General features: G+C 37.6%; 14 protein-coding genes and 1 tRNA gene. 1 reads left to right on the top strand and 14 read right to left on the bottom strand.

The window, feature by feature from the left end; genetic code table 11:
- Positions 1-170: 170 nt before the first annotated feature.
- From BM084_RS03890 to BM084_RS03865, 6 genes are all read right to left on the bottom strand, one after another.
- Positions 171-1,892, bottom strand: coding sequence for a helix-turn-helix domain-containing protein (locus BM084_RS03890; RefSeq protein ID WP_093302866.1), 1,722 nt, complete (start codon positions 1,890-1,892; stop codon positions 171-173).
- Between the two features lie 12 nt (positions 1,893-1,904).
- A complete protein-coding gene (locus BM084_RS03885) occupies positions 1,905-3,191 on the bottom strand; it encodes a putative HlyD family type I secretion protein (RefSeq protein ID WP_093302864.1) in 1,287 nt (428 codons plus the stop codon).
- Between the two features lie 4 nt (positions 3,192-3,195).
- Entirely contained in the window at positions 3,196-5,382 is a 2,187-nt protein-coding gene (locus BM084_RS03880) for a peptidase domain-containing ABC transporter (protein WP_093302861.1), read from the bottom strand.
- 316 nt (positions 5,383-5,698) lie between these two features.
- Entirely contained in the window at positions 5,699-6,973 is a 1,275-nt protein-coding gene (locus BM084_RS03875) for a site-specific integrase (RefSeq protein WP_093302860.1), read from the bottom strand.
- 226 nt (positions 6,974-7,199) lie between these two features.
- A tRNA-Arg gene (locus tag BM084_RS03870) sits at positions 7,200-7,273 on the bottom strand.
- Between the two features lie 45 nt (positions 7,274-7,318).
- Entirely contained in the window at positions 7,319-7,750 is a 432-nt protein-coding gene (locus BM084_RS03865; protein WP_394333635.1) for a GatB/YqeY domain-containing protein, read from the bottom strand.
- A 129-nt stretch (positions 7,751-7,879) separates the two neighbouring features.
- Between BM084_RS03865 and BM084_RS03860 the strand changes: the two genes are divergently transcribed.
- Positions 7,880-8,779, top strand: a complete 900-nt coding sequence (locus BM084_RS03860) for an alpha/beta hydrolase (protein ID WP_075324768.1) — start codon at positions 7,880-7,882, stop codon at positions 8,777-8,779.
- Positions 8,780-8,907: 128 nt separating this feature from the next.
- Here the strand turns inward: BM084_RS03860 and bglX are convergent, their stop codons facing one another.
- From bglX to BM084_RS03820, 8 genes are all read right to left on the bottom strand, one after another.
- Positions 8,908-11,181, bottom strand: coding sequence for a beta-glucosidase BglX (gene bglX, locus BM084_RS03855; RefSeq protein WP_093302858.1), 2,274 nt, complete (start codon positions 11,179-11,181; stop codon positions 8,908-8,910).
- Positions 11,182-11,218: 37 nt separating this feature from the next.
- Positions 11,219-13,024: a family 43 glycosylhydrolase gene (locus BM084_RS03850; RefSeq protein ID WP_075324770.1), complete on the bottom strand. Its 1,806-nt coding sequence runs from the start codon at positions 13,022-13,024 to the stop codon at positions 11,219-11,221.
- Positions 13,025-13,031: 7 nt separating this feature from the next.
- Positions 13,032-13,841, bottom strand: a complete 810-nt coding sequence (locus BM084_RS03845; protein WP_075324771.1) for a carboxylesterase family protein — start codon at positions 13,839-13,841, stop codon at positions 13,032-13,034.
- Between the two features lie 21 nt (positions 13,842-13,862).
- Positions 13,863-14,861: a metallophosphoesterase family protein gene (locus BM084_RS03840; RefSeq protein ID WP_075324772.1), complete on the bottom strand. Its 999-nt coding sequence runs from the start codon at positions 14,859-14,861 to the stop codon at positions 13,863-13,865.
- Positions 14,862-14,866: 5 nt separating this feature from the next.
- Positions 14,867-16,243, bottom strand: a complete 1,377-nt coding sequence (locus BM084_RS03835; RefSeq protein ID WP_075324773.1) for a glucoamylase family protein — start codon at positions 16,241-16,243, stop codon at positions 14,867-14,869.
- A 100-nt stretch (positions 16,244-16,343) separates the two neighbouring features.
- Complete coding sequence (locus BM084_RS03830; RefSeq protein ID WP_083634111.1) at positions 16,344-17,687, bottom strand: glucoamylase family protein; 1,344 nt, start codon at positions 17,685-17,687, stop codon at positions 16,344-16,346.
- Between the two features lie 75 nt (positions 17,688-17,762).
- Entirely contained in the window at positions 17,763-19,217 is a 1,455-nt protein-coding gene (locus tag BM084_RS03825; RefSeq protein ID WP_075324775.1) for a RagB/SusD family nutrient uptake outer membrane protein, read from the bottom strand.
- A 19-nt stretch (positions 19,218-19,236) separates the two neighbouring features.
- Complete coding sequence (locus BM084_RS03820) at positions 19,237-22,353, bottom strand: SusC/RagA family TonB-linked outer membrane protein (protein ID WP_093302855.1); 3,117 nt, start codon at positions 22,351-22,353, stop codon at positions 19,237-19,239.
- Positions 22,354-22,522: the final 169 nt, after the last annotated feature.

Raw genomic sequence — 22,522 nt, 5'->3', positions numbered from 1 at the left:
CAATTACAGGGTTTCCCCCTCCTTTAATTTTTTCTAAATTCTTTAAAGCTCTTCCCTGGTAATCTTTTAATGTTTTTTTCATGATTAAAAATTTTAAAGGTTAATAAATATTTGTTTGCTACTAAATAACTATATCAGACAACAATTAGCAACATAGAAATACCTTCCATTTATGAATGACCGTCCACTTTTCGTAAGTTCAACTCCTTTATGAATTTTGAAGGGTATATACCGGTGTTCTTGTAAAAAGCTTTAGAAAAAGATTCACTTGTTTTAAATCCAAACACTTCAGCTAATCCCTGATTACTGAATCTCAAAAGGCTATGATCATTATTTAACATCCGGACGGCTTTTGCTATCCGAAGATCTTTAAGATAATTAGGAAATGTTTTGCCTTTATATGAATTGATAATAACAGAAAGGTAAGAAGTATTTGTTTCCAGTTCCTGCGCTAACTTAGACATATCTAATTCCTTATCTAAAAACCTTTCCGAGTTTTCGAATTTTTCCAGTTTATTTAAAATATCTTTTTTAATATCTTCAGGTACAGAACTTGGATGGTTACCAACTGGTTGATCACTTATTATTTTTTTTCTTACTATCCCTTCTTCGAGTAAAACTTTCAACTTTCTTTGTATACGGATTGATCTCACGAAGAAGAATATTCCAGTAAAGCTTCCTAAACCGGCCAATAATCCAACTCCGGTTATAATTGTTCTTTTATTTTCAAGCTGTGCTTCTGCCTCTCGTTTTTGATGTTTTAAGTAAGGTATATCATAAGAAGTCATAGCTGCATTTATAACATTTTCCTGCTTTGTCGAGTGTAAACTATCATAGGTAATTAATTTCCCGATATATTCTATCTGCCCAAGTTTATCATCTTGGTCTATGGAATTTAGAATTAGTTCATGATAAACGTCTTTAACCTCGGGAAAAGGATCTCCCGTTGCGGTAACTATCGAATCAATTTCTTTAAAATATTTGATAGAAAGATTTTTATTATTCAGTCTATCCTCAATTTTACCTAGATAATATAGTTTAATGGCTTTGCTGGTTCCATCCAGAGAGCCATTATATTTAAGGAGGGTATCCCTTGCTTCATCATAAGCACTATCATAATAATTAATTTGTGCATCTAAAAGAATGAAATCCTGAAAATTAGAATCGTCCCTTAATTTTGAGGTTAATTTAATACCCTGATTAGCATAGAACCTAGCTGAATCTATTGACTGTAATCGAAGATGCGTTAAAGAGAGATTAAATATCAATAATGTGTAATCATCGTAATGTTGCGTCTCAAAATTATCTTCGTTTTTCAATAATTTTAAATATTTATTGTAAAGTTCTACCGCGGCGTAATGCTGTCCATAAAGATTTCTAATTGCGGCTATTGCAAGAGCAAATTCCCTTTGCTGATCAACATTATCTTTCGTTAAAGCGAGATTATATGCCTTTAGGTAATTGGTAAGTGCAACCTGAAAATTTCCCGATTCGTAATGGAGATGTCCTTTAATAGCATACCCAATCGCAGGATAATTGGGATGAGTACTCTCTTTAGTAATCTTAATTATAGAATCTGCATATACCAATGCAGGACTAGTTTTTTCTAAAGTTGTTTTATAATAATAAGCTCTGGCTTTTTCAATATTATTCTTCTCTAATGAAGCTTTTCGCAAGTGAATCTTGATCAATAATCCCAGAGCAGCAGTGTCTTTATCTATCAATGCCTCATATTCCAGATCTTGAATTTCTTCATAGGATAATTTGGTTGTCACGTTTTCAAGTCTCTTTGAAGGGATATCCTGAGAATAACCAATAAATGATATAGTACCACTTAACACAAACATTAAATAGAAGAAGATTGATTTATATGTTGTCGGGATTTGTGCCATACTTAAATAGAATTAGGTTGTCCAAAGCTGACGAAACTGGTAAAAAATGCGCTTAAGTAAAGTGACTTCTTCAAGCACTATTTCTGCGGTTCCTATTAATTCTTGATGGAGAATTAGCTCCTTTCCATAGGAAGTCACTAAACTATCTACATCTAAATAAACAATATATGCTGGCACTTCCGCTCTGCTGGGAACCTCTGAGATCGACTTAACGCTAGCTTTTATCATTCCCCATTCCCTGTATGGATAATTGTCAAGCTTTAAATAAACCTTCTGACCCTTATTTATCTGACCTGAATTTTGGACAGGAACGATACATTTACCTAGCAGATCTTTTCTCATAAAAGGAACAATGGTAAACACTACATCGCCTTCTTCAACATTCTGATGTACTCCCCAAACCTGATTATAAGAAAGCCTACCTGCAACGGGACTTTTTATAATATTTATATCCTCCCACTCTGAAATCTCATTAAGAAGATTTTGCTTTGCAAAAACCAATTCCGCCTCCTGAAGGCTTAATTTTCTTTCTTCAGAAGATCTTAATATTTCAAGATCGCTTTTCGCCCTGCTCTTGTCGGCCTGTAACTGAATCATCTGCTGTTTCAGTAAAGAGTATTGTCGATTCTTCTCGGTAAATTCCAACTCAACCTTTTCCAAATCAAATTTTGAGATCACTCCTTTTTCAAATAATTGTCGATGTCGATTTATATTTTCAGTTGAAATAGAAAGACTGTTTTCCATCAATTGAAACTCCTCCTCTTTAGAATTTAAAATTGATCTCTGGTTATTAATATTTTGGAGTAAGCCTTGCTCCATTATTTGGTTATGGCCAAGTGTATTTTCTAAAATAAGGTTGTGATATTCTTCTAAAAACCTATTGTATGCTGCCTGTAAGGAAGTTCCCAGACTTAAGTTTACCGGAAATTCGGTTAATAATGCTTCCAGTGATAATACCTTTAGAAAATCCTTCCCTAATCTTTCTTTTAGGAAAGTTATATCTTTTTGGCTTGCAGGATTATCAAGTACTGCAACAATATCTCCTGCTACTATTGAGTCTCCGGGTTTATAAAAAATAGCAGAAAGCTTTCCGTCTCTTTTCACTTTAATTTCAACTGGAGGGTTCTTTGAAGTAAGAGTTACAGATCCTTTTACAACCTGATTAAAAGAAATAATGCCGGCCAGAATTAACACTAGAAAGAAGAATCCAAACATATAGGCCGTACCTCGGCGTAGTAAATAACCGGGTTCAATATTCAATGGGTTACTCCCGCTGCTATTATATTTCCTATTTTCCACCTTCTCAAATCTTTAGTTGATATTTAATCAGGTTATGGTAAACACCTTTATTTTGAATTAAATCCTGGTGATTCCCCCGTTCTACAATCTCACCCTTGTTCATAACCAGTATTTGATCAGCAGTCAAGACTGTAGATAGCCTATGGGCAATAATCACCACAGTTCTATTTTTATAGAAGGAAATTAAATTGTCAGTAATGAATTTTTCGTTTTCTGAATCTAAAGAGCTGGTAGCCTCGTCAAGAAATAAATAATCTGGATCTTTATAGATTGCCCTCGCAAGTAAAATTCTTTGTCTCTCTCCACCACTAAGGAGCTGTCCATTTTCCCCAATCTTAGTTTGATCCCCAAGGGGAAGCTTCTCAATGAATTCATTTAGATTAACCATTTCCACAGCTTTTCGTAACGAGCTTCGATCCACAGGAATATCCGGTTGTGATTCTGTGATATTCCTCTCAATAGTATCGTTAAAAAGACAGCCGTCCTGCATTACAACTCCACATCTACTTCTCCAAAGGGATGTATTAATATCTCTAAGATCATCATCCCCAACTTTTAAATTACCCTTCCAGGGTATATAAAATTTCAGAAGCAGTTTTAACAAAGTTGTCTTTCCTGAACCGCTTGAACCAACAATTGCAGTAATCTTCCCCTTAGGGATAGTAATATTCAGTTCATTTAGCAATGGAGGTAAGGAAGGGTTTCCATATCCGAAACTTAGATTCCTTATGTTAAGATCTCCAGTGGGTAGGTTATTCTCATAGCCCCTTCTGTTATCTTCAGGTTTTTGATTATGGACTTCAGACAACCTGTCAAAAGAGAGTCTGGCGCTCTGATAATCTGTAAGAAAATTGATGATATTTGAAATAGGTAAGGATAATGAGCCGATAATAAATTGGATAGCCAGCATAGCCCCCAATGTAATTTGCCCTGTGATTACAGCCTTTGCAGACCAGAAGATTATTAAAATATTGGTTAATTCATTAAGGAATAAACCTCCTTTAATTTGAGCCTGTCCTACGCTTAAAATCTTTGACTTTATCCTGAAAAGACCATTTTGATTAACTTCCCACTCCCCTTTTCTCCTGTTTTCTGAATTGTTTAATTTAATTTCTGAAACTGCCAGAATGATCTGCAGAAATAGGGATTGGTCTTTTCTGTTAAGGTCGAAAAGCTGGTTATCCAAAAGTTCCTTCCTTTTCATAAATAATAGTGACCAACCGAAAAATAAACAAGTTCCTGTAAAAAAGATAAGTGCAATATGTGGATGAAAGTAGAACAGCACTATTCCGAATACTAAAATAGAAAAGATATCAAAAGGAATATTTAAACCACGGCCCGTTAGAAACTCATCTATCCTTTGATGATCATAGATTCTTTGCATAAAATCACCGGTGTCTTTTGATTCAAAATATGCTAAAGGAAGGCTTAGTAGTTTCCCCAAAAAATCTGAAAGCATTTGAATATTTATACGTGTACTTATATACAATAAAATCCAGTCTCTAATCACTTCTGATGCAGAACGCGTAAGAAACAAAAAGAACTGCGCTAATAATATAAGGTTGATAAAACCAAAGTCTTCATAATTAATTCCATAGTCCACCAGGCTTTGCGTAAGGAAAGGAAGCATTAACTGAATAGTGGCAGCAATTATTAAACCCAGGAATAACTGGTTTATATATCTTTTGTAAGGTTTAAGGTAATCAAGCAGGAATCCCAGACTACTTTTCTTATCCATTTCTGGAGGTTCTTCGTCCAGGAAGTGATCAGTGGGTTCTACAAGAAGAAGAACACCCTGTTCTTTCTCTGCTTCTGCCCATTTACTGATGAATTCACTGTGGCGGTATTTCAACTTGCCGTAGGCCGGGTCTGATACATAAATGAACTTGTGGTTAGCCTTATAAATAATTATAAAATGATTCCCTTCCCAATGTGCAATAGCGGGAAGAGGTACTTCTGAAATTAATTCCTGAAAATTTACTTTGATTCCGACTGATTCTATTCCCAATTTGCTTAATGCCTCGGAAAGTCCTCCCAAAGACGCTCCATCCTTTTGCAAAAAAGAGATTTGTCTTAAATATTGCAGATCATATTTTTTTCCGAAGAATTCTGTGAGCATCTTTAAACAAGATGGCCCACAATCCATTTGATCCAATTGGCGATATACAGGAAAATCGGCAGTCCTAAACATAACAAATGAAACTAAATTGAATTAAATTTAATTTGGAATTGAATAGGTTTCTTCTCATACACTCGTTGATTTATAAATCACGTGCATTTTGAATAGAATTTAGGGAACATCTATCCTTAACACTTACGAGTTGTAGCTAAGATACTAATGAGAAAATTCACTTTTGCCTTCCAATCGTTTGGGCATCAGAAAATTAAGAAATAAAATAATATGTTTGAGATATATTTTTATACTTAAATAAAAATTTTAAAAAAATCGCCAAATAATTAATAGTGGAAGAAGAACCATTGATGGTTTTTCTAACATTATTTGCTTTTCAAGATGCAACGTTTGGATTTTGAGCGGAATCGTCATCTTTTCTCTGTTTCAGAATTCCACGTAGAACATTCATGTCCTGACTAATCTTGTTTTCTAAAACTCTGGCATAAATTTGAGTTGTAGAAATTTTAGTATGTCCTAAGAGTTTAGAAACTGTCTCTATTGGTACACCATTACTTAAAGTAACCGTAGTTGCAAAGGTATGTCTAGCCATATGAAAGGTCAAATTCTTCTTTATTCCGCATAGAATAGCTACTTCTTTTAAGTAAACGTTTAATTTCTCATTAGTGATTTTAGGTAATAAGGTTCCTGAGATTAAGGTCATAGGATGATCTTCGTATTTCTTTATCAATTCTAAAACAGGATCTAATAAAGGTACCTTAATTGGTGTATTGGTTTTTTGCCTTTTTGAAATAATCCATTTATTTCTATCTAAACCAATGGTAATATTATCTTTAGTAAGCTTCATTATATCAGTGTAACTGATACCTGTATAACAACTGAAGACAAATAGATCGCGAACACGGTCAATCCTTTCTACTGGGAACTCATAAGTTTCTAAATTGGACAACTCACCAACTGATAAAAATTCCCGTTCTTTTTTCTCAAAAGTATTTTTCCAACGGCTAAAGGGATCTTTATTTATCCATTCCATATTATAAGCTAGTGTAACCATTTTTCGTAAGCGCTGAATATGCTTCATAATAGTATTATGTCCCATAGCTTTTGGATGTCCTTTTGGATAGTATGAGCCAAGAAAATCCTGGAAATCACAAAGAAATTGGTAATTCAACTCTCTTAAATAAATATCAGAGGTTTTACGTTCTCTTTTTAAAAATTTAAAAAAATACTTCTCAGATACCCGATAATTTCGAATTGACCCTTCAGCATGCGTATTATTGATTTTTCTGGAATGATAATCTATAAGATCCTGAAGTGATTTAGAGTTCTCATCCTCTCCTAGGTAAGTAGCTTTAATTAGCTGAGCACTAATTTTCTTACCCTTCAAATTCAATTCCTGATAACATTGGAAAATTTGGGATTTTGCAGAATCCAAATAATGATTTATTTGTTTTGCCTCTGAAGAAGTTCCTTTTACCTTCTTTTTCGAAGAATCCCATAAATCAAATGAAATTTTACGCTTTAAACTGACAAGAACCCTTCTTTGGTTCACAGTTATCCTGGCATAGATAATTCCCTGGTTGACCTTTTCATTTGTGGGTTTCACCCAAAAATGTACTGAAAATGTGTTTTTAGTTCGCATTGCTGTCATCTTTAAATTAAACATTTAATATTCAGATGAAGTCAAATCAACAATACAAGTTCAAATATAAGCTTTAACCTTAAATGTAACCTTAGGTTACATTTAAAAATTAAGGTAACCTTTTAGTTCTCATTTCAATTTAAATAATATGAAATAAAATGAAAACCCAAAACCTAAAAAACCGCGCTAATCATAAGATTTGCGCGGTTTTGATAAGATTTGGTAATCTTAAGAGTGACCCCGGCAGGATTCAAACCTGCAACCCTCAGAGCCGAAATCTGATGCGCTATTCAGTTGCGCCACGGGGCCTTTTCAAGACCTCCCAGGTTTTGGAAACCTTGGAGGTCTCAATATTTATTTACTCAATTTACTTTTTACAATTGTAGAAATCGTTTTTCCGTCAGCTTTGCCGGCTAATTCGTTGCTGGCCATTCCCATCACCTTTCCCATATCCTGCATTCCGCTGGCTCCGGTTTTCGCGATAATTTCATCTACTTTGGATTCAATTTCAGCTTCACTTAACTGCTCAGGTAAAAAAGATTCGATCACGGCAGCCTGTTTTTCTTCCGGTTCGGCCAAATCTGCCCTGTTTTGCTCCCGGTATATCGCAGCGCTTTCCTTGCGTTGCTTTACAAGCTTCTGCAAAATTTTAAGTTCTTCATCCTCAGTCAAACCCTCCTTTGCAGCGCTTTCAGTATTGGCTAATAAAATAGCACTTTTAACCGATCGTAAAGCTTCAAGCTTTTCGCTGTCTTTAGCTTTCATAGCAGCTTTCATCTCTGCCATTACTTTATCCTGTAAACTCATAACTTATAAGTGTCATTTCCGCAGCGAAGATAAAATATTAAAATTAAAATCCCCACTTATTCTCCCTGCAAAATTAAGTATCTTGAGACGCTAAATTATAATTCATTTATGAAAAACCCGATTTTCATCCTCCTGTTCTTGCTAAGTTTTTCAATTTCAGCCCAGCAAAGATTTATAGACGAATCTTTTCAGTTAAAAGAAACTGAAACTAAAACCTACGCAACCAAAAATGGGGAAGCTTTAAAGCTGGACATTTATCAGCCTGAAAATGATACGATGCAGCAAAGACCGCTAATTGTTTTTATGCACGGGGGCGGATTTGCAGGCGGAACCCGAACTAACCCTGGTGAAATAAATTTTGCAGAAAGCGCGGCTAAAAAAGGCTATGTAGCCGTACAGATTTCTTACCGGTTAACCCGAAAAGGACAATCTTTTGGTTGTGATTACGAAGCTTCCGGAAAAATGGAAACCTTTAAAATGGCTGCTGAAGATTTTATGGATGCCGTGAATTTTATGGTTAAAAATAAAGAAGAATTTAATATAAATCCAGCAAAGATAATTGTGGGCGGAAGTAGTGCTGGCGCAGAAGCAGTTTTAAACGCGGTATACAACGAAAAACTTATGCTCGAGGATTTTTCTAAATACCAAAACTTTGATTTTGCCGGGGTTTTCTCTCTTGCCGGTGCTATTGTAGATGCGCGATATATTACTGAAGAAAACGCTATTCCCGGGGTATTTTTCCACGGTACTGAAGATAATCTTGTGCCTTATGCAAGCGCACCTCATCACTGGTGTGATCGGGACCAACCAGGATATATCATGTTGGACGGCTCCAAGACAATTACTGAAAAACTTAAAAAACTAAATACCTCATACCTACTTTACAGTTTCGAAGGTGGAAAACACGAACACTCCGGAATGCCATTCGAACATCTTCCCAAAGTTTTCCAGTTTTTCAATTCGGTATTTTTGAATGGAGAAAGTAAGCAGATTGAAGTATGGAAATAAGAGCACACCGCTTTAGTAAAGAATGATCAAAGAGTTCAATTAAGGCTTATATACAAAAATCCCGCCGAAGCAGGATTAGTAAGCCCCAAGACAGTAGGGTATCTCAGGGTTTTGCATTAATAAAAAATCTACTCCACTACAATAAAAGTTCCCTGAAATTCGTGGTCTGAACTTCCGGCAACAAAAAACTCGAATTCGCCAGGTTCAGCTACAAATTCCAAATCTGCATTATAGAATTTCAAATCTTCTACAGTGATTTCAAACCTCACCTCTTTAGATTCTCCTTTCTTTAAACTTATCTTTTTAAAGGCTTTTAATTCTTTCATTGGCGGTGTGATACTTCTCACTTTATCGTGAATATACAACTGCACCACTTCCTCTCCTTCATAATCACCTGTATTGGTTACTGTAGTAGCAATGGTGATGCTTCCGTCTTTATTTAATTTATCGGTACTTGCAGTAGTTTCACCATATTCAAAATCAGTATAAGAAAGTCCGTAACCAAAAGGCAATTGCGGAGTGTTTTCAACATCTAAATAATTTGATTTAAACTTCTCGAACTGCGATGGTGATGCGGCCGGTCTTCCCGTGGTTTTCATCCTATAATAAATCGGGATCTGGCCAACATTTCTGGGCCAGGTAGCCGTTAACTTTCCTGAAGGATTATAATCTCCAAAAAGCACATCGGCTATGGCATTTCCTGCTTCAACACCTGGATGCCAAACCTGTAAGATACTCAATGGCATTTCCATTTCTTCGGAAATCACCAAAGGGCGACCACTCATTAATACTAAAACTACAGGCTTCCCGGTTCTCACTAGTTCTCTAATCAATTTCTTCTGACTATCAGGAATATTTAAATTGGTACGGCTGGCAGCTTCCCCGCTCATTTCGGTAGCTTCTCCAACTACGGCAACAATTACATCGGCATTTTGAGAAACCTCTAAGGCTTCTTGTATCATTGTTTCAGGAGATTCCTCAGAAATCTCGATACGCGGTCCAAAAACATTTACGTTCTTAGCATAAGTGGTATCGTTACTTATGTTTGCGCCCTTTGCATAAGAAATTTCAGCCTCTGGAGCTACATTTTTAATACCTTCCAAAACAGGAATCGAAAGCTGTGGATCTCCGGTTGGTGCCCAGGTTCCAAGCATATTATTTTTATTATTTGCCAGCGGCCCAACCAATGCAATTTTTGCATTTTTGGCCAATGGAAGTGTGTTTTCATGCTTCTTTAAAAGCACAAAAGAACGTTTTGCTGCTTTCCTGGCTACCGACCTATTTTCTTCGGAAAGAATATCTTTTTCTGGCCTGCTTTCATCTGAATATAAATACGGATCATCTAAAAGACCCAATTTATGTTTTGCTTCCAGAATTCGGCGAGCCGCTTTGGTGATCTGTTCTTCGGAAACTTTGCCTTCTTCCACAGATTTCTTCAGAGTCGTTAAAAATCCTTCTCCAACCATATCCATATCCAGTCCGGCGTTTATGGCCAAAGCAGAAACATCCTGCAGGTCTCCCATTCCGTGGGCAATCATTTCGTTTACCGAAGTATAATCAGAAACTACAAATCCTTCAAACCCCCAACGCTCACGAAGCAAATCGGTAATTAACCATTTATTCCCTGAAGCAGGAACCCCGTGAATATCGTTAAAAGAAGTCATTGCGCTGGCAACACCTGCGTCTACTGCTGCTTTATAAGGTGGCAAATATTCATTGAACATTTTTATCTTACTCATATCTACCGAATTGTAATCCCGGCCGGCCTCAGAAGCTCCATAAAGCGCTAAATGCTTTACGGTAGCGATCATTGTATTAGGCGCTGTAAAATCATTTCCCTGATAACCCTCAACCATTGCTTTTGCAACCTGGGAACCCAAATAAGGATCTTCCCCGGCACCTTCAGCAATTCGCCCCCAACGCGGATCTCGAGCTATATCTACCATTGGCGAGAAATTCCAGTTAATCCCATCGGCCGTAGCTTCTTTAGCCGCAATTTGAGCGGTTTCTTTTATCAAATCCATATCCCAACTGGAAGAAAGTCCAAGAGGAATCGGGAATGTGGTTTTATAACCGTGAATAACATCAGACCCGATTAATAACGGAATTCCAAGACGGGAATTTTCAACCGCAAGCTTTTGTGCCTGCCTAACTTTTTCGGGGCTGGAAACACCAAAAACGCCACCAACATTTCCTTCTTTTATTTTGTTTTCTACGCCTTCACTCACTACAGATCCTGTAGCAACGCCGCCACCGGGAGTAAGCAGGTTAAGCTGGCCAATTTTTTCTTCCAGCGTCATCTTCTTTAGTAATTCCTCAACCTCCGGAACTTTTTCCTGGGCATTAAGAAATGATATTCCCATAAAAATTATGAGGCTCATTGATAGATAAATTCTTCTCATTTTCCTATTCTTTAAATTTTATAATTTGGTTTTTCGGTTATTTTGCTTGTAATATTTCAGATCTTTCAGATATGCCATTTTCATTGAATGCTTCAATACTGAAATAATACTCTGTATCACGGTCCAGGCTGCGCATAAAATGTTCATTTTCATCATAAATTAACCAGGAATGGTATAATTTATCTGGAGCGATTCCCCAGCGAATGTTATAACCCTGGGCACCTTTTACCGGCTGCCATTCCAGGGAAATATCTCTCCTGTCTTCCTCTCGAGAAATTTCGAATCCCTTAACCTTCGCAGGCTTTTGACCTAAACCTTTACCAAAAACCCTAATTTCAGATAAAGCCAAGTTATTCCCCGGAACTTCAATATTATTATAGCGCACGTATTTAGCCCTTACTGGCTGATTAAGCGGAATGTAGGCATTCGGTGTATCTTCAAAACTTTTACTTCTGTCTACAACAGTTTTCCAGTTATTACCATCTTCTGAAACCTCTAAGGTATACCGGTGTCGTAAACCTTGGGTACGGGTATAAATACCAGATTCCTGGTCGTGAAAATTCAGTTGAAACGCATAGATATTTCCGGGCGCCAGCATTTCTATCTCCACCCATTGATTATCCTCATTAGCTTCCGCAACCCAAAAAGATTTCGGACTTTCATCGGTTAATAATTTCGAAATAATTTCACCTTCATTATTCTTTTCCAGTGGCATTTCGGTTATATCAAAATCACCATCTGTGGCAGTGCTTTTTCTAACCTGCATTTGTGAAGAGGAGACGGTTGTTTTTCCTTTATAGGAAAGCAACATCCAGCCATTGTGCAGTCCTGCTTTTGTAGGATGATCTGGACCGTACAAAGGATAATCGCCATAGCTGGTAATGGTGTACATTAAACCTTCGTCATCAAAATAGGTTGGAAACATAGCCAGCCTGCGTTCCCAATGAGAATTAGAAGCCAGGGCCATGGTTGCAAAATGCCAGTATTGTCCGTTGGTTTGTTGCATGGTAATCCCGTGGCCGGCACCATTGGTAAATCCGCCCGGCTTTAAACTCATAGGATTGTTTTTCATGTATTTAAACGGGCCAAGTGGCGTTTCGCCTACATAAGCGGCATCGGCATAAACATTAAACTGGGTCCCCGGAGCTGCATACTGCAAATAGTATTTCCCGTCGTGCTTGGTCATGGAAGCACCTTCCATATATCCTTCTTTTAAGGTTGGATGGTAATTATTTTCGCCAAAGCGTTCCCAGCCGTGTTCTTCTTCTACCAGGTTAATAAGTTCCTTTTCTACCCCGGTTTCAAGAAAACGATCGTCTTTGTCCAGCATTTTAACCTTAAGTGGATGTACATTGGATGAACCCCAATACAAATAGGTTTTCCCGTCATCATCAATAAATAATTCTGAATCCTGGATATTATTAGAAATTGAAGCCGTGGGAGTCCATTTACCACTTTTAGGATCATCGGTATAAAGAATACTGCCGTAACCTGCGGGATCACCTGCAAAATAAACTAAGGAGTCATTATAATTAAAAGCGGTTGGCGCATTGGAACCTTCAAAATACCATTGTTCTGGTTTAATAAATTCCCAGTTTATCAGATCTTTGGAATGCCAGTATCCAAAAGAACGGGTAACAAACATATAATATTCGCCCTGAAATTCAATTACCGCGGGATCAGCACCCGAACGATAGGAAATATTCTTACTGGAATTATAAACCATATAGGTGTAATCAATATCCAGGGGATTGATATAGGTTTCCGGGACTACTTCTTGTGCACTTATAAAAGAACTAATAAGCAAGGCCGTGCCTGTAAGTATGTTTTTGAAAGTTTTCATCTACTAATTATTTTCCATTTTCATTTTCCAGACTATGCGAAAATAACCAGGGTAATAAATTAGGTTCTGAAAATGCTGAATCCCAGCTGTTATGATTATCGTCGGGATATAAAGAAAGCTTGGCATTGCCACCGTAGTGATTAATAGACCGGGCCATTGCTTCAGAATATTTTGGAAGTACAACATCATCTTTTTTTCCGTGGAAAAGCCAAATATTGAACCCTTCCGGATATTCTTTCGCTATTTCCGGATTAGCACCACCGCAAATAGCGAAGGCTGCTGCAAACATTTTAGGTTTTTTATAGACAATCTCAAAGGTTCCCATTCCTCCCATGGAAAGTCCGCCAACATAAATTCGATCTTTATTGACGTAGCTCTCTGAAGCCATTTTATCCATAAGTTCCATGACTAATTCTAAAGAGTTAGTAGCTGACTTCTCATTCATAAATTCGAATTGAAGAGGAACCGTATCGCGATTCACATCCACTCTTGCCCAATAGTCTTCTTTTGGTGCCTGCGGAAAAATAACTATTGCGGGAAATTCTTCCTGATGTTTTAAAAATAAATCACTGCCGTGGGTTAATTGTGACTGGTTATCCTTACCTCTTTCTCCCGCCCCGTGCAGAAACAAAACCACAGGGTATTTCTTTTCTTCTGAAAAATCCTTCGGAAAAAGAATACGGTAATTCAGAGTATCAGAATCTTTAATAAAGTGTTCTTTTATAAAAGCTTCATTTTCCTGTGCTTCTACTGAAGCTGGTACGATAAGTAAAATGAACAGTAAAACTGCTAAGATGTATAAAAATCTTTTTTTCATAATTGTTTTTTTTTGATGCTGTTATTTTAATTGAATATTTTCAAATGTAAAATTATGCTCTTTTTCTGTCTTAAACTCATCAAGCCATGGCGAGTAAGTTTTTACTTCAATTCTTTGTTTTTCTGGATTAACTTTAATAATTCTTAAAATACCATTTCCGCCATTCTCTGAGCCTTCTACCCCTTTTTGATAGTTGGCGAGCATCTGGTAAACCTTATTTCCATTTTCACCTTCGCTTACTAAAGTTCCAACGCCAGATTTAAGTATATGTCCAGAAAATACCATGGAAATATTATCGTGCTTTTTAATTAGCTTTTCCCAAAGCTGACCACCGTTATTTGGAGCTTCTTCTCCGGTATCTTTCCCTATTCCGTAGTTTTCAGGAAGCCACCAGTCCTCACCGTTATGCAGCGTGCTATCTTCGTAAACATAAGCGTGGGTTACAATGATGAAATTATGCTGAGAATATTTTTCTATCATCCCATCTGCCCACTTAATCGTTTTATTCCTGGGGCCAAACTCTAAGGACAATACCATCCAATTTTGATCCCCGATCTTAAACTCACTTAAAAGATTATCAATTTTTCCTTCAGGGAATGAAGCTACAAGATTAGGAATCTCATTTGGTGAAAAGTAGGCATTGGCCATAGCGGTATTCCGGGTATCGGCAAATTTACCGCTGGCACTTCCCATATCGTGATTTCCCAAAGCAAAAGAATAAGGCAGCTTCCCTTCAATTATATTGAATCCTTTTTTAGCAATATCCCATTCTTTCCCATTGTTATTCTGGGTAATGTCTCCCACGTGCAGGGCAAAGGAAAATCTATCTTTATTATTGGCCAACCAACGCATTTGATGCAAATAGATTTCTGGATATTCTTCAACATAAGTCTGGGTATCTGGCAGTACTACAAATTCAAAAGACTTTTGTTGAGCCAGAGAAGACCCTGTAATCATTACTGCTACAAGAATCAGAATAAGACTTCGAATACGGTTAAAATATGTTAGATGGTAATTCATAAAAATTAATCAGAAGTATTAAATCCTAATTTTTCGAGACCATTTTGCACTTCGGGAGCGCCCATAAATAGATCCCATATCAAGCCTGATCTGTAATTTTCTATCATTACTACCTGTGGCCCCTGGTCTATTGCCAGGTATTTTGGAGCTACCCAATCCTCCCCTTCAAGGCTATAAGCATCATAAAATCCGGCTGGTCCCCATAGCAATTCGTTTTGATCTTCAAAGAAATACCTCATCGCATTCAAAGAAAGTTCTGGTGTATAAGGGATAGAACTGATCGCCGCAGTTGGTGATACCACTCCCTTGTCATCATCTGGGGAATGGGCGGTATAGCCAATGCCATTATCTTCATTTCGGGTATAGCTTGCGGTTAGACCCCAGGAATTTTCTGAATAGGTTTCAAAATCCTTCGGATTTTCCTGGGTATACTCATAGTTAATTCGGGTATGATTTACATTCAAATCCCAGTAATTAGCATATTTGTCTTCAAGTCCCTTCGGATTCAACCCTAAATAAGAATAATGCGCCCAAAAAAGCGGTCCGGCTTTATCGCCACGGGTGTTATGCTTTAGAATTAACGGAATTCCATAAGCTTCTTTATCGCTTACAATATTACCGCTACGAGCCCAACCTTCGTGATAAGCTTTAGCATCAATCGCGTGATCTGGAGAAGAAGCAGCCATTACGTAAGTGATCAAACATTCGTTATAGCCTTCTATCATAAAGTCCATTTCCCACTGGTAATCTGGCGACCAGTGCCAGTAAAGTCCGTTTTTATTGTTGGTGTACCATTCCCATTCTATACCTTTCCAAAGCTCATCGTACTTTGCTGCAACCGCCTGTTCATCTTGGTTTCCATTTTTTAAATATTCACGAACGACAATAAAGCCCTGCGCCAAAAATGAAGTTTCCACTAGGTCTCCACCATTATCCTTATCGCTGAAGGCCTGGACCTCACCTGTCTCGCCATTTAACCAGTGTGGCCATACCCCGTGAAATCTTGGTGCATTATCTAAAAAATCTGCGATTTTGTTTAAACGAGCCACGGCCGAATCGCGGGGAATCCATTGGCGTTCCATTCCGGAAACTATAGCCATAAGTCCGAATCCAGAGCCTCCTGTGGTTACCACGTGGGCATCGTTTTTCGGATACTCCCCATCAGGATGATAGCGTTCTCGCGCCATTCCTGAATTAGGTTCGGCATACTCCCAAAAATATTTGAGGCTTTGCTTTTGAACTGTATCTAATAAAGCTTCTTCTGAGATTAAAGAAGCCTTAATTTCTTTATTTCTATTTGTAGCTTCCTTGTTATTCTCATTCTTGCAGCCTACGCTAATTAAAAGGATTAAAACAAAGATGGTTGATTTAATTGATGTCATTTTATATAATTTAATTTTCGGTTCAAAATTATTTTATGCCTGGAATTGAAAAAACCTCCTATGATAGGACAGTGAGATTAATATAAAGTACATTCAAGAATTAGTATTTAAAATCCAGTTTATCTAATCCAGCTTTAATTTCTTCATCCTGCATAAAAAGATCCCATAGTAAACCAGTTCGATAGTTTTCTATCATTGCGACAATGGGACCCTGATCTATTGCTAGATAGCTATCAGAAAACCAACCCACTTCTTGCGAAAACGCATCGTAAAAGCCATATTCCCCCCAAAGATTTTCTCCTAAATCTTCATAAAAATAACGTAAGGCACGCATAGATTTATCCGGCGTATAAGGGAAAGAGGATAGAGAAGCTGTTGGTGCAATTATCCCTTTATCATTTGTAGGACTGTGAGCAGCGTATCCGTCGTAACCGGTACTTGCTGTTAAACCCCAGGAATCTTCGCTATAACCTTCATAATTATTGGGATTGCTCACCGCATATTCATAATTAATAAAGCTGTGCGAGGTATTTTGTTGCCAATAATCGGCATATTGGTCACTTAGATTTCTGGGGTCTAAACCAATAAATGAATAATGGGCAAAAAACAAAGGCCCTCCCAGTTCTGAACCTAAAGGCAACTGATTTCCATAATAACTTCGGCCCGTCTGCATATTTCCATTAGAAGCCCAACCTTGGTGGTACACATCAGCATCTACGGGATGGGTGGGAGATGAAGCTGCAAGTACGTATACCATAAGCGACTCATTCCAGCCTTTTACCTGCAGATTCTTCTCAAATTCAAAATTTGGTGACCAATGCCAATAAATTACATTTTCGCCTTGAGTATACCAATCCCATTCTACATCTTCCCAAATATGGGTAATCCTGTTTTTTATTTCCGTTTCTTTGGAAAAATAGCTTCTGTTAATTAACAAGCCTTGAATTAAAAAAGCTGTTTCTACAATATCCCCACCATCATCATTTGCTGAGAAAGGCAACGTTGCACCAGTATCGTCCCGATACCAATGCGCAAAAGCTCCATGGTAGGTTTCTATATTTTCAAGATAAGTAAGTATTTTATCTAAGCGCTGTAAAGCATCAGTTCTACTTATCCAGCCCCGTTCTACCGCTGCAGGAAAAGATGCAAGACCAAAACCGGAACCTCCTGTGGTGATCGTAGTATTATCACTTGATCTTTCTTTAGCTAGGCCTGAATTGGTACCAGCAAATTCCCAGAAATAATTAAAAGTTTTTTCCTGAACCTCATCAAGTAGCTCTTGGTCAGTAAGCGAAGGGAATTCTTCAACGGGTTCTTCAGAGTTTTCTTCATCTGGAATTTCTTTAGGTGCATCATCAGAAAAATCATCAGCTTCGTTACCAGATGAACTACAGCTTATTACAAAAATTGAAAAAATAAGTATGTATAGAAATTTAATATTCAAAAGAAAATGAATTTAAATGATGGAAAAAGTTCCGCGAGTCTCAAATGACTGCGGAACTTTTAAAATTAAATGCTATTACCAGCCTGGATTCTGCTCCATACCTGGTGTTTGAATTCTTTGATTCTCAGGGATTGGAAATAAATAGTGTCTCTCCTGAAAATCTTTTCCGTGTGCAGCCATAGCTTCCGGAGCCTGCCCTGTACGGGTAAGATCAAACCAACGATCGTGCTCAAAGGCAAGTTCTAGCCTTCTTTCGTTCCATATCTTCTCAAGTAATTCCTGTTGGCCCAGGCCACTTACAGGATCAAGATCTACTCGCTCTCTAACTTCATTAAGGGCATCCATAGCAGCTGCCAGGTTGCCTAATTGAGCCTCAGCTTCAGCTTTGATTAAAAGAATTTCAGCATATCTCAAAACGCGAATATTCTTATCACCATCACCATCACCGGCATTTGCACTCGAATATGCTTTTTCATTATAACGTGGATTTTCTACGGAAGAACTAACTTCACGACCATCCCATAATGTCTCGCCAGCAAAAATAATAGTGGCATCTTTTCTTATAGAATCTCCTTCAGCATCAAATGCATCTACAAGACTTTCTGATGGTGTGTTAAAACCCCATCCCCATCCACTGGTACCTCTGGCACCTTGAGTGGTGGAATATTGCTGAACACCGTGAACAATAGGTTCTCCACGACCCTGAATTTCAAAAATAGACTCTATTCCATTTTCAGAATATTCTCTCCAGACATCTTCATAGTTTGGTTCAAGCCCATACTCACCAGAAGAGATGACAGCGTTGGCCTGTTCTAAGGCTTCGCTCCATTCTTCCTGGTATAAGTGAACCTTTGAGAGTAATGCCTGAGCTGCACCACGTGTAGCTCTACCCAAATCTTGGGGAGGGTATTCACTTTTGGCAGGTAAAACACTTATAGCATCCATCAAATCTTGCTCAATATAGGTATATACTTCTTCTTGAGTGTTTCTGGCAGAAAGATCTACATCTGGATCTATAATAGGTTCTCCATCTACAAACTCAACTTCACCTTGAATAGTAACACCACCGAAACCGCGCACTAAAAAGAAATAGGTATACGCTCTTAAAAATTTGGCTTCGGCAATGAGTCGACCTGTATCTGGCCCACCTTCTTCTTCAGCATAAGCTATAGCATAATTGGCCCGGCCAATGGTTTTATACCAATGCTCCCACATATTGGAAACCGATGGTGCAGTACTTGTAAATTCCAAATCGTCTAGCAAATGCTTGTCCGTTCCTGTATCGGTAGGCGCACTACCTTTATCGGCATTATCTGAAATAATTTCAGTAATTCCTAAATAAGAAAAGGCATAATTAAAATCGGTAAACTGACCATAGACTCCGGTTACAAAATCTTCCGGAGAAAAGTTTTCATCCCTGTCCTCTGCCTCTATATTTTCCCTGGAGTCTACTTCCAGAAAATCTTCACTACACCCTAAAATAAATAGGGATGTAAATGTGAAAACTGCTATTTTATATATTCGTTTCATACAGTATATATTTAAAATTTTATAATTGAATATTAACTCCAAGCAGGAATGTGCTGGTTAATGGATATGCTGAAAGTTCCACACCTGTGGTTCTGTAAGGACCTTGTGCATTGGTATCATTTGGATCGTAACCTGATATTTCTGGAGTAAAACCTGAATACTTTGTGAATATAAACGGGTTTTGGGCAGACACATAAACTCGCGCTTGAGAAATAAACTCCGTCATCTCTGGCAATGTATATCCCAAAGTAATATTATTTATCCTGAAGAAATCTCCATCTTCCAAATAGTAATCAGAAGATCTGGCATCACGATCGGCTCCCGGATTTGTATTAGAAGTTCCAGGTCCGGTCCATCTCTCATTAAAAACGTCTACCGGCACATTCTCGCCTCCAATTCTGGTGTTCAGTAATGCATTATAGACTTTATTGCCTCCTACGCCATAACCATCTAAACTGAAGTCCCAATTTCTATAGTTAAGTCCAATATTAACACCATAATTATATTTTGGAATGTATGAACCGTGATAAATCTTGTCACGATCATCTATGACACCATCGTTATTCTGATCCGTATATCTTAGGTGGCCGGGTCTTGCTCCTCCAATAGCGGCATTATTATCTATCTCTTGCTGTGTTTGCCATACACCTTCGGTTTCAAATAACCACCAGGCGCCTAAGGGTTGGCCCTCGGCAAGACGTTTTGTAATTTGACCATTCCCAAGACTTCCACCTAGCTGTCCTTCATAGTTTTGTTGAACATTTTTAACTGTATTTTCATTAAAAGAAAAATTAGTTCCAATATTATAGCTGAAATCATCTGAAAACTCATCACTCCAGTTTATAGCCAATTCAAAACCTTCGTTAACTACCTCTGCTCCGTGATCATAAAAATCTGTAGAGAATGTAGAGTTCAGTAAAGGTTGAACCTGAAGAATGGTGTTTTCCGTGGTTCGAATATAATAATCGAAACTACCTGTTAATTTATAATCAAATAATTCATAGTCTAGACCTGCACTATATTCACTAACTACTTCCCAGCTAAGGTTTTGAGCCGGAGAACCTATATATGCTCCAAAGATAAGATCCTGACCGGGACCAAATACATAGTTTTGGTTACCGCTGTTTGGTTCGGTAAGGATTTGAGTAGTATTTATAGGTACATTAGCATTTCCTAATTCCCCCCAGGAACCTCTTAATTTCAAAAAGTTTATGCTTTCATTATCTGCCAGAAATTCTTCTTCGGTCAAAGTCCAACCTACACCCAATGCTGGAAATGTTCCCCAGTAATTAGCATTATTTTGAAAGGTGCTGGACCCATCACGACGCAAAGTACCGGTAAAATAATACTTGCTATTAAAGTTATACTGAACCCTTCCGAAGTAAGACAAGAAATTTGTAGGGGTTAAATAGGTTTGATTAACCTGTTTATCATATTGGTCACTGGCATGTTTTAAGCTCCAATATTGTTCCTGTTCGGGAACATCCCAGGTTTGATAATCGTCTCTCATACCAATTCCAATTTGTTCTTTAGATCCACCTAAAGTAACATCAAGGTTATGGTCACCGAAATTGGTATTATAGTTTATAAAATTATCCCAGTTGTATTTGTAGTTCTCACTTGATTCAAAGGACAACTGATTATAAGCATATTGCAATTGTTCAGGGTTTTGAGCTTTTAAACTCTCAAATTGCTCTACGGTTCGAGTAGGGTCACTATTTAACCAACGCTGCTGAATAGGATTGTATGTTCTACCACTGGTAAATTCCTTTCTTGCACCAAATCGAGAGGTGAAGGTAATATCATCAGTAATACTTAGCTCTGCAGTTACGCTACCCTGTAATCTGACAGCGTTGAAAATTTGATTTTCAAAGTCTACGGCAGAAACCGGGTTTCCGTGACTGGTTAAGTTGCCAATACTTTCATCAGGTCCCGCAATATATGTAGCTTCCCCAGTTGTTCTGTTGTAATATGATCCCCCGTATCTTCCATTGGGGTAAAAAACAGGAACTAAAGGAGATTGACGGTAAGCCGTATTGAAGGCACCAAAGGGTTTACGATTTTCATCCCTAATAGAAACATTTAAGTTTTGAATAATCTTGAGACGATCATCAAAAAGATCAAAAGTATTATTACTGGTGATTGTAGATCTCCTAAATTTCTGATCTTCCAATAATCCGCCTTCTTCGTAATAATCATAACTGAAAAAATAATTAATATTGTCTCCTCCACCATTAATATCAAAAACAGTATTATTTACAAAACCTGTTTGAACAATTTCATCATACCAATCGGTATTATATTGTTGGGTTTGATTTAATTGATCCCCGCCAATTGCAGCATTTTCCTCATTAAAATAAGTAATGTACTGGCTGGCATTTGCCATGTCTACTTCATTTAATATAGGCTTTACACCATAAAAACTTCTAATATTCATTTTAGGCTTACCAGACTCACCCTGTTTAGTAGTAACGATTACCACCCCGTTAGCCGCTCTTACACCATAAATAGCCGCAGAAGAGGCATCTTTAAGGAAGTCCATGGATTCAATATTAGAAGGACTAATATTTTGAATGTCATTAACTGGAACACCATCTACTACATATAGAGGATCACGTCCTCCAAGTGCGGTTCCTAACCCCCTAATTGCTACAGTGGGTGTGGAACCAGGTGCATCACTATTTATTATGTTTACACCGGCAACTTTACCTTGCAAGGCCTGAGTAGCAGTAGAAGCAGGTTGTTTCATAATTTCCTGCGAAGAGACCTGGCTAATGGCACCGGTTAGATCTTGTTTACGTTGTCTACCATAACCAACAACCACAACTTCATCAAGTTGATCGGTATCTTCTTCCAATGCTATTGTATATTGATTACTTCCTGCCACTGTAAATTCCTGAGGTAAAAAACCAAGGAAGGTTACTCTTACGGCATCACCCACTTCAACATTCTCTAGACTGAAATTCCCATCAAAGTCGGTTACATCAAAAATCTCTTTGTCAATAACCTTCACTTCGGCTCCCGGTAAAGGCATATCATTCTGGTCAGTTATTATTCCGGTAATAGATTTGGTTTCCTGTGCAAATCCAAAACTGGAAAATATGACCATACAAAAGGCAAATAATTTTAATTTCATACGGTTGAATTTTTACTGAATTTTAACAGAAAGATACAACCAAGCTTAGTGTTCACGCAAACGATATAGTACACTACTGCTACATCAAAAAAATTAAGCCTTTAAATTACTGATTAACAGTTTTTTACTAACTATTTGAAGTAATTATTTAACAAAGACTTAAAGGGCT

The sequence above is a fragment of the Salegentibacter agarivorans genome (genome assembly GCF_900113135.1).
GTDB classification, from domain to species: domain Bacteria; phylum Bacteroidota; class Bacteroidia; order Flavobacteriales; family Flavobacteriaceae; genus Salegentibacter; species Salegentibacter agarivorans.
This window is presented reverse-complemented; position numbering and strand designations above follow the sequence as displayed.